This is a genomic window from Streptomyces sp. CNZ287 (genome assembly GCF_007827615.1).
On the sequence record NZ_VISV01000010.1, the window covers coordinates 207,048 to 216,010 of the forward strand.

Genomic DNA, 8,963 nt, shown 5'->3' on the forward strand with positions numbered 1-8,963 from the left:
TCCGACGATCGGGTGCCGGCTCCGTCACCCGCCGCCAGGAAGGACAACCGCCATGCACTGGCTCCATCTCGGCCTCGCCGTCGTCTTCGAAATCGCCGTCGCGCTGTCCGCGGGCAAGGCCCGGGGCTTCACCCGGCCCGCCTGGACCGCCGCCACGCTCATCAGCGGCGGCGTCGCCACCTACCTCCTCAGCCGGGCGCTGCTCACCTTCGACGTCGGCGCCGGCTACGCGATCTGGACCTCCGTCGCCGGCGTCGGGATCGTCGTCCTCGGCGTCCTCCTCTTCGGCCAGCGCCTCGGCTGGCGCAAGCTCCTCGGCATCGCCGCCGTCATCGCCGGAGTCGTCGGCCTCCAGCTCAGCGGTGCGGCATGAGCGCCCGCGCGCGAGCGTGGCTCGTACTCCTGCTCGCCGGCGTCTTCGAGGTCGGCTACGCCCTGTCCGTGGGCGGCAGCGAGGGCTTCACGGTGCTCTCGTGGTCGCTCGTCGCCGTGGTCTTCTTCCTGCTGACGCTCTACGCCCTGAGCGTCGCCCTGCGCACCGTCGACGTCGGCATCGGCTACGCGGTGTGGGCGGGGATCGGCGCCGTGGGAGCCGCCCTGCTCAGCCCGGTCTTCTTCGACGAGTCCCTCACCCCCGCCAAGGCCCTCTGGCTCACGGTGATCATCGCGGGGGTCGTCTGGCTCAAGCTGGCGGACGGCCCCGGGAAGACCGAACGCCCCGAGGAGTCCCGGCAACCGGCGACGGACCAGCAGCCCGGGACGGCCGCGCTGCCCGAGCGGCCCGCCCCCGCGTGACGGCCGCGGTGCGATCGGCGGCCGGCCGGCCTCACTCCGGCCGGCCGCCGAAGTGCCAGTCGTGCACCTCGACCGCGGCGTACGCGGCCGCCGTGAGGACCGCCCGCGCCGCGGCCGCGTCCGGGGCCCGCAGCAGCGCGGCGGTGCCCAGCCACCTGTCGCCGTCGTCCGACAGCAGCGGCCCGTACGCGATCAACTCGTCCCGCTCCCGCGGCAGGTCCAGGTCGACCGCCTCACCGGCGCCGAGTCCGAGCACGAGGTAGCGGTCGCCGCCCGTACGCCCGCCGGGGAAGTCCCACATCGTGCGGCCCAGGGCGTTGCGCCAGCGGCGCAGCATCACGTCGCGGTACGCACCCGCCTGCCAGCCGGGCTCGCCGAAGGCGAACGCGCGGGCGGCGGCGGGATCCGGCAGGTCGAGGATGTGCACGCTGCCGGTCGGCACCTCACCGTCGCCTGCCGTGGTCGGGCCGCGCGCGATCATCTCCGCCGCGTACCGGTCCATGTAGGACCAGTGCTCCTCCAGCAGTTCATACCGCAGCTCCAGTGAGCCGGGCCGGTCGCGGTGGTAACAGAAGAACTCCATGCGCTCCAGTCTTCAGCACCGGACGACCGTCAAGGGGACCGGACCACCGGTCAGGCCGCGCCATGCCGTCGCGCGTGCCGGTGTGGCGAAGTAGAGTCGGAAACCGGCACAAGCGGGGAGGGTTGGGGGACTTGCGGGGTCGAGGGCGTGGGGTGGCCGGGCTCGTCGCCGGGCTGGTGCTGGCCCTGGGGCCCGGTGCCGGGCAGGCCGCCGCGGAAGACGCAGAGACACAGGCCGGGTATCTCGCCGAACGGCTGCGCGAGAACCCCGTCTACATCTCGGATCAGGTGCCCCTGGCCGTCCCGCGCTCGGCGACGGGAGAGTTCGCGAAGACGGCCGACCGGACCGGCGTGCCGACGTACGTGCTCGTGCTGCCGAACGCGCCCGCGTTCGCCGAGCAGTTGCTCGCCGCCGTGCACGACCGGCTCGGCGAGGACGGGCTGTACGTGCTGATCGACGCCGGCATGTCATGGATCGACGCCACGTCCTACGGGGTGGACGTGCCGGTGCAGGACGCCAGGTCGGTGGTCACGTACGAGATGCCCTTCGACGCCTGGCCCATCGAGTCGTTCGCGCTCTTCGTCGAAGCGCTGACCTCCGACGACGTCGCCGAGCGGGCGCAGGCCGCGCGGGAGAAGTACGGCGGCGGGCCCGACGGGCGGTCACCGACGGCCACGCCCGAGCCGCTGCACCGGACCCCGCCCCCGGAGGAGCCGGAGAGCACCGACGACGTGTCGGTCACCGACCGGGAGAACCAGAGCTTCGTCACCGGGATCTCGCTGGCCGGGGTGCCGCTGCTCATCCTCCTCGTCGGCGCCTACGTCCGGCGGCTGCGGCGGCTCCCGCACGCGTCGGGACCGGGGCGGCGCTGATGGGGACGTGGCTGCGCAGGCGACCGGAGATCGTCGCCGCCGTGCTGGTCGCGGTGCTGGTCGCGGTGGTCGCCGGCCAGCGGTACGGGTTCCGCTCCACGACCCCGGCCGGCGCACGCCCCGAGCCCGGGCCGTCCGCGGCGCACCCGCCGACGGAGGCCGACCTGCGGCTCCGGGTGGAGCGGGTCGGGGCGGGCCTCGCCCGGGAGCCGCTCTACGCCGATCCGGAGAGCGAGCGGGTGCTGGAGGCCGCGGAGCGCGGTGAACTGCTCGACCGGATCCGTGGCTTCGACCACGGGGTCTTCGTCGCGATCGTGCCGACCCAGCGGGAGGACGAGTCCGGCGGCGACGCCGTGGAGCTGATGCGGCGGCTGCACGAGCAGCTCGACCGCGACGGCGTCTACGTCGTCGCCGATCCGTACGTCGGCGACATCGAAGTCGCCAACTACGCCACGCTGCTGGACAGCGACCACCTCGAAGACGAGCTGCCCCGCGAGGTGATGAGAGCCGACGTGGACTCCGACGTCGACGACCTGCGGCTCCCCGAGCGGCTCGGCACGTTGATGACCCTGCTGGAGGAGGCGCCGCGGAACAGCACGCCGGGAGAGCCCCCGTACCAACTGCCGGCGGACGAGGAGGAGGAGTACGAGCCGGAGCCGCTGCCGTCGGTGTTCGGCGCGGACTTCGGGCCCGGCCTCGGCGTCGGCGCCTTCCTCGCGCTGGTGCTCTTCGGCCTGGTGGTCGCGGCGTGCACGCCGATGCGGGCGCGGCGGCGGCACCGCGCCGCGATGTGGGTGCCGCTGCCCGCCCAGCTTCCGGCCGGGCGGCCGGGCGCCCTAGCGGTGACCGCACCGGGCGCGGACGGCTTCCGCGCGCCGGGACGGGCGGAGCTGCACAGGGCGGCGGACGAAGCCCTGCGGTCGCTCGCCCAGCGGTACGCGGCCGTGGCGGACGGCCCCGGGAAAGCAGCGGGGGTCCCCGGCGGCCACGGCGGCCTTCCTGACGGTCCGGGCGTCATCCGGGCCGCCGACTGCCTCGATGCCGCGCTCCTCGTGGTGGACGGGCGGCAGGACGGGCACGTCGACCGGGACGCCGCCCCCGAGGCCCTGGTCTGCGCCCTGGTGCTGGCCCGCGCCGGGCACGCGGCGCTCGGCGGCGCCCCCCACGCCGCCGCCGACTACCGATGCTGCGCGACCAACCCGCTGCACGGGCCCGAGGCCGCCGCGCCGGACTTCGCGCCGGGACCGGCACCGGGCTCTGCGCCCGGGCCCGTACCCGGTCACGCGCCAGGCCCCGTACCGCTCTGCACCGCCTGCCGGCACGCCGCCGCTCCGCCGCACGTCATGCGCCTGCAGTTGCCCACCCCGCACGGACCCCTCCCGTACGACTCCGTCCCCGGACCGCTGGCCGCCGCCGCGACCGGGATCACCGAACTCATCCGCCAGGTCCGGGAGTACGCCGGTGTACCGCACTGACTCCGCCGGCCGCCTGCCGGCCGCCCTGCTCACCGTCCTGCTCGCCGTGGCCGTCGCGGTGCTCCCCGGCTCCGGCTCCGCCATGGCGCAGCCCAGCGCCGCCCAGGAGATCGCCGACGCGCTGCGGCGGTCGCCGGTGTATGTGGACGACGGGTACGAGACCGCGCTCCCGCCGGCCCGGCAGCGGGAGCTGGTCGCGCAGATCGAGGACACCGGGCTGCCGCTGTACGCGGTGGTGGTGCCGCTGACGACGGGCGACGCGTTCGGCGGCGACCCCCGGCAGCTCGCCGGCGCGGTGCACGACCGGCTGGGCCGGGATGCCGTCATCCTCACCACCGGCGACCTCCCCGACACGCTGGAGGGCTGGGAGTGGCCGCACGGCAAGCACCAGGCGGGACGTGCCGCGGCCGCCGTCTTCCACCTCGACGAGATGCGGGACGCCGGCCTCGGCACCCGGCTGGCCAAGGCGGTCGAGATCGTCGCCGCGGGCAACGGTGACGAGGTCTACGAAGAGGCCACCGCCGACCTGCGCACTCCGACGCCGACGCCGACGGCCGCCACTCCTGAGACCCCGGGCACCCCGGAGCCGGCCGGGACCGAAGCCGCGGAGTCCTCCGACGACGCCGTCGGCACCGTCGCCCTGATCGCCGCCGCCGCGGTCGCGCTGGCCGGGCTCGCCGGGCTGCTCCTGGTACGTCGACGCCGGACGGCCCGGGGCCCGGCTCCGTTCACCTTCCCCCGGGCGGTGTTCGCCGCTGCCGCGGCCGCCGACGAGGCGGATCTGCGCCGCCGCGCGGAGGCCGAGGTCATCACCCTCGGCGAAGCGGCGCAGGTCCGCCCGCACGACGCCGACCCGGCCGGCCTCCAGCACGCGCTGGACGCCTACGCCGCCGCCGGCACCGTGCTCGACGGCGCCCGTGGCCGCCCCGACCTGGCGGGCGTCCTCGCCCTGGTCCTCGAAGGCCGCGACGCGCTGCAGGGCTCGCGGACCGCCCTGCCGCTGTGCTTCTTCAACCCCCTGCACGGCCGCGGTGCCCGCCGCGTCAAGTGGCGCCCCCTCGGCCGCCGCGACCACCTCCGCGTCTCGGCCTGCGCCGCGTGCACCGCCGCGGTCCAGGCCCGGCGTGCCCCGGAGGTGCTGACCGACCGGATGGACGGCCGCGACGTGCCGTACTTCGAGGTCCCCGCGGAGCGCAGCCTGTGGGCAGCCACCGGCTACGGCTCGCTGGTGAGCGACCCGCTGGCGGCACGCGTCGCCCGCGGCGACTTCACCCGTGCCCTGGGGCCCTGACACCCGCCGCCCGCCCGCAGCGTCCTCGATGACGGTTCCGGCGCCGGTGCGCGCGCCACGCGCCGCGTCAGGCGAGCACGGGGAGCACCCCGCTCAGGTCCGCCCGTTCGCCGCTCGCCGCGACCGAGCCCTCCTCCAGCGCCGCCGCCCACTCCGTACGCCCCGTCGCCAGCCGGATCCACGTCAGGGGGCCCGTCTCCACCACGTTCGGCGGCGTGCCCCGGGTGTGGCGGGGGCCCTCGATGCACTGGATCGCCGCGTACGGCGGGATGCGGACCTCCACCGCCGCGCCCGGGGACTTCGCCGCCAGGGCGTCCGCCAGGACGCGGACCGTGGCGGCGACCGCGCCCCGGTCCAGCGTGACGTCCGCGCCGGTGGCGCGGGTCAGGTCGTCGCTGTGCACGACGAGCTCGACGAGGCGGGTGACCGTCACGTCGAGCGCGGTCATCGGGCCGAAGCGGTGCGGCAGCAGCCTGTCGCTCCGTACCGCCTCGGGCGCGGCCGCCGCCAGCCGCTCCGCCGCCGCGTCCAGCGCCGACGCGAGGGCCGCCGGCCCGTCCCCGTACGCGGTGGAGATGCGCTCCGCGTCCCGTACGGCGCCCGCCGCCAGGTCGTCCGCCGCGCCCGCCGTCGACACCGCCCACCTCGGCAGGTCGACCGCCGCCCGGACCGCCGCCGGCGGCGGCTCGGCGAGCAGCCGCGGCACCGTCTCGATCTCGCCGGCGACATGCGCCAGCAGCAGCCGTACGTCCCAGCCCGGCAGGCCCGACGGCAGCGCGAGCCGGCGCTCGTCCAGCGCGTGCGCCGCGGCGCTGAGCGCGCGCACCTGCGCCGTGAGCGCCGTCCACGTCTTGTCCGGGTCGTACGTACGTGCCCTGCGGGCGCCGCTGCGCTTGGCGGTCGTCATGACAGGAGCGTACGGCCGATGTGTGACAACCCGGTCGTGTGCCACCATGCGCGCATGCCTATCGCCGACCGCTACCTCGCAGAAGACGAGTCGCTGGTGTACGTGACCCGCCAGCACTGGACCACGCTGGTCAACGAGTTCCTCGCGCTCTGCGTCATCGCGGTGGCCGCCGGGGCGCTCGTCTGGTGGCTGCCGACGGACGAGGACTGGGGGACGTACACGAGCTTCGGGGTGCTGGCGGTGGCGGCGATCTTCGCCTGCTACTTCTGGCTCGTGCCGCTGCTGCAGTGGCGCAGCACGATGTACATCCTGACCACCAAGCGCCTCCACAAGCGCAGCGGCTTCCTCTCCAAGTCCGGCCGCAGCATCCCGCTGTCGCGCGTGAACGACGTGTCGTTCCGGGCCAACCTGTGGGAACGGATCATGCGCTACGGCACCCTCAACGTGCAGTCCGCGTCCGAGCAGGGCGTGATGACGCTCCGGCACGTACCGGACCCGGAGGGGCTGAAGGCCGAGATCTACCGCGCCGTGGACGCCCTCGGGGGCGGGTCGGAGCCTGTGCGCTGACCCGCCCCCGCAGCGGACGGCCCTCCGGGCTCAGGCGAAGAGCTCCGGGATCGTCCGCTCGTACGTCTCCCGCAGCTCCGCCAGCGGCAGCGTGAACTGCCCCTGCAGCTCCACCGCGTCCCCGTCGACCACGCCGATCCGTGTCGCCGGCAGCCCGCGCGCCCCGCACATGTCGGTGAACCGCATCTCCTCGCTCCGCGGCACCGCCACCACCGCGCGGCCCTGCGACTCCGAGAAGAGGAACACCGCGGGATCCAGCCCCTCGGGCACCACCAGGCGCGCGCCGTGGCCGCCCTTCAGGCAGGACTCGATCACCGCCTGCACCAGACCGCCGTCCGACAGGTCGTGCGCCGCGTCGATCATGCCGTCGCGTGACGCGGAGATGAGGATCTCGGCGAGCAGCCGCTCCCGCTCCAGGTCGACCGCCGGCGGCAGCCCGCCGAGGTGGTCGTGGACCACCTGCGACCAAGCCGAGCCGCCCAGCTCCTCCTTCGTCTCGCCGAGGAGGTACAGCAGTTGGCCCTCCTGGGCGAACGCCATCGGGGTGCGCCGCGCCACGTCGTCGATCACGCCGAGCACGCCGACGACCGGCGTCGGGTGGATCGGCTGGTCGCCGGTCTGGTTGTAGAGGGAGACGTTGCCGCCGGTGACCGGGGTGCCCAGGGTGCGGCAGGCGTCGGCCAGGCCGCGGCACGCCTCGGCGAACTGCCACATGCCCGCCGGGTCCTCCGGCGAGGGGAAGTTGAGGCAGTCGGTGACGGCGAGCGGGCGGGCGCCGGTGGCGGCGACGTTGCGATACGACTCCGCCAGCGCCAGTTGCGCGCCCGCGTACGGGTCGAGCTTGGCGTACCGGCCGTTGCCGTCGGTGGCCAGCGCGACGCCGAGGCCGGTCTCCTCGTCGATCCGGATCATGCCGGAGTCCTCGGGCTGCGCCAGGACGGTATTGCCGAGGACGAAGCGGTCGTACTGCGAGGTGATCCACGACTTGTCGGCCTGGTTCGGCGAGCCGACGAGCCGCAGCACCTGCGCGCGCAGCTCCGCGCCGTCCGCCGGGCGCGGGAGCTTCGCTGCGTCGTCGGCCTGGAGCGCGTCGAGCCAGCCGGGGCGGGCCATCGGCCGCTCGTAGACCGGGCCGTCGTGGGCGACGGTGCGCGGCGGCACGTCGACGATCTGCTCGCCGTGCCAGTAGATCTCCAGCCGGTCGCCGTCGGTGACCTCGCCGATGACGGTGGCGGTGACGTCCCACTTCTCGCAGATGGCGAGGAAGCGGTCGGCCTTCGCGGGCTCGACCACCGCGCACATCCGCTCCTGCGACTCGCTCATGAGGATCTCCTCGGGCGAAAGCGTCGCGTCGCGCAGGGGTACGACATCGAGTTCGACGCGCATGCCGCCGGTGCCGTTCGAGGCCAGCTCGGACGTGGCGCAGGAGAGCCCGGCCGCGCCGAGGTCCTGGATGCCGACGACGAGGTCCTCGTGGAACGCCTCCAGGGTGCACTCGATGAGCAGCTTCTCCTGGAAGGGGTCGCCGACCTGCACGCTGGGGCGCTTGCTGGGCTTGGCGCCCGCGGCGTCAGCCGCTGATGTATCAGTGAAGGTCTCGGAGGCCAGGATGGAGGCGCCGCCGATGCCGTCGCCGCCGGTGCGGGCGCCGTAGAGGATCACCTTGTTGCCGACGCCCGCGGCCTTGGCGAGATGGATGTCCTCGTGCCGCATGACGCCGACGCAGAGGGCGTTGACGAGCGGGTTGCCCTGGTAGCAGGGGTCGAAGACGACCTCGCCGCCGATGTTGGGCAGGCCGAGGCAGTTGCCGTAGCCGCCGATGCCGGCGACGACGCCGGGCAGCACGCGCTTGGTGTCGGGGTGGTCGGCGGCGCCGAAGCGCAGCGGGTCCATCACGGCGACAGGGCGGGCGCCCATGGCGATGATGTCGCGGACGATGCCGCCGATGCCGGTGGCGGCGCCCTGGTAAGGCTCCACGTACGAGGGGTGGTTGTGCGATTCGACCTTGAACGTGACGGCGTAGCCCTGGCCGACGTCCACGACGCCCGCCTGCTCGCCGATGCCGACGAGGAGGGCGTCGGAGGGCGGGGCCTTGTCGCCGAACTGCTTGAGGTGCACCTTGCTCGATTTGTACGAGCAGTGCTCCGACCACATGACGGAGTACATGGCCAGTTCCGCACCGGTCGGGCGGCGGCCGAGGATCTCGCGGATCTGCTCGTACTCGTTCTGCTTCAGGCCGAGTTCGGCCCACGGCTGCTCGGTGCCGGGGCTCCCCGAGGCGTGCTTGACGGTGTCCAGGGTCACGCTCGCTCGCTCCTTCGCGCGTGGGGGTCCAGACGATCGTGGCTCAGGGCGCGAACTCGCTCCCTCACCGTTCCGGTGTCCAGGGTCACGCTCGCTCGCTCCTTCGCGCGTGGGGGTCCAGACGATCGTGGCTCAGGGCGCGAACTCGCTCCCTCACCGTTCCGGTGTC

The 8,963-nt window shown here is 74.5% G+C and carries 9 protein-coding genes; 6 read left to right on the forward strand and 3 right to left on the reverse strand.

What is annotated here, in order from left to right:
- Nucleotides 1–52 precede the first annotated feature (52 nt).
- Both FB457_RS19780 and FB457_RS19785 read left to right on the forward strand, forming a co-directional pair.
- Nucleotides 53–373, forward strand: coding sequence for a DMT family transporter (locus tag FB457_RS19780; protein ID WP_047017151.1), 321 nt, complete (start codon nucleotides 53–55; stop codon nucleotides 371–373).
- On the forward strand, nucleotides 370–795 hold the full coding sequence (locus tag FB457_RS19785; RefSeq protein ID WP_222439510.1) for a DMT family transporter: 426 nt from the start codon (nucleotides 370–372) through the stop codon (nucleotides 793–795). The genes FB457_RS19780 and FB457_RS19785 overlap by 4 nt, the downstream gene beginning before the upstream one ends.
- Before the next feature lie 31 nt (nucleotides 796–826).
- On the opposite strand, the gene FB457_RS19790 is transcribed toward FB457_RS19785, so the two are convergent.
- A complete protein-coding gene (locus FB457_RS19790; RefSeq protein ID WP_047017150.1) occupies nucleotides 827–1,378 on the reverse strand; it encodes a YciI family protein in 552 nt (183 codons plus the stop codon).
- A gap of 152 nt (nucleotides 1,379–1,530) precedes the next feature.
- Here FB457_RS19790 and FB457_RS19795 point away from each other — a divergent pair, with 152 nt between their 5' ends.
- From FB457_RS19795 to FB457_RS19805, 3 genes are read left to right on the forward strand one after another with little or no spacing between them, the layout of a single operon-like run.
- Entirely contained in the window at nucleotides 1,531–2,250 is a 720-nt protein-coding gene (locus FB457_RS19795) for a hypothetical protein (RefSeq protein WP_253911339.1), read from the forward strand.
- Complete coding sequence (locus tag FB457_RS19800) at nucleotides 2,250–3,725, forward strand: hypothetical protein (protein WP_145782619.1); 1,476 nt, start codon at nucleotides 2,250–2,252, stop codon at nucleotides 3,723–3,725. Before FB457_RS19795 ends, FB457_RS19800 begins: the two co-directional genes overlap by 1 nt.
- Nucleotides 3,712–5,016, forward strand: a complete 1,305-nt coding sequence (locus tag FB457_RS19805) for a hypothetical protein (RefSeq protein ID WP_047017147.1) — start codon at nucleotides 3,712–3,714, stop codon at nucleotides 5,014–5,016. Before FB457_RS19800 ends, FB457_RS19805 begins: the two co-directional genes overlap by 14 nt.
- Before the next feature lie 67 nt (nucleotides 5,017–5,083).
- Here the strand turns inward: FB457_RS19805 and FB457_RS19810 are convergent, their stop codons facing one another.
- Entirely contained in the window at nucleotides 5,084–5,923 is an 840-nt protein-coding gene (locus tag FB457_RS19810; RefSeq protein ID WP_047017146.1) for a sterol carrier family protein, read from the reverse strand.
- Nucleotides 5,924–5,977: 54 nt separating this feature from the next.
- Between FB457_RS19810 and FB457_RS19815 the strand changes: the two genes are divergently transcribed.
- Nucleotides 5,978–6,490 carry a PH domain-containing protein gene (locus FB457_RS19815; protein WP_047020192.1) on the forward strand — a complete coding sequence of 171 codons (513 nt, stop codon included), beginning with the start codon at nucleotides 5,978–5,980 and terminating at the stop codon, nucleotides 6,488–6,490.
- A 30-nt stretch (nucleotides 6,491–6,520) separates the two neighbouring features.
- On the opposite strand, the gene purL is transcribed toward FB457_RS19815, so the two are convergent.
- Nucleotides 6,521–8,794 (reverse strand): phosphoribosylformylglycinamidine synthase subunit PurL, encoded by a 2,274-nt coding sequence (purL, locus tag FB457_RS19820; protein ID WP_047017145.1) that lies wholly within the window; start codon nucleotides 8,792–8,794, stop codon nucleotides 6,521–6,523.
- Nucleotides 8,795–8,963 lie beyond the last annotated feature (169 nt).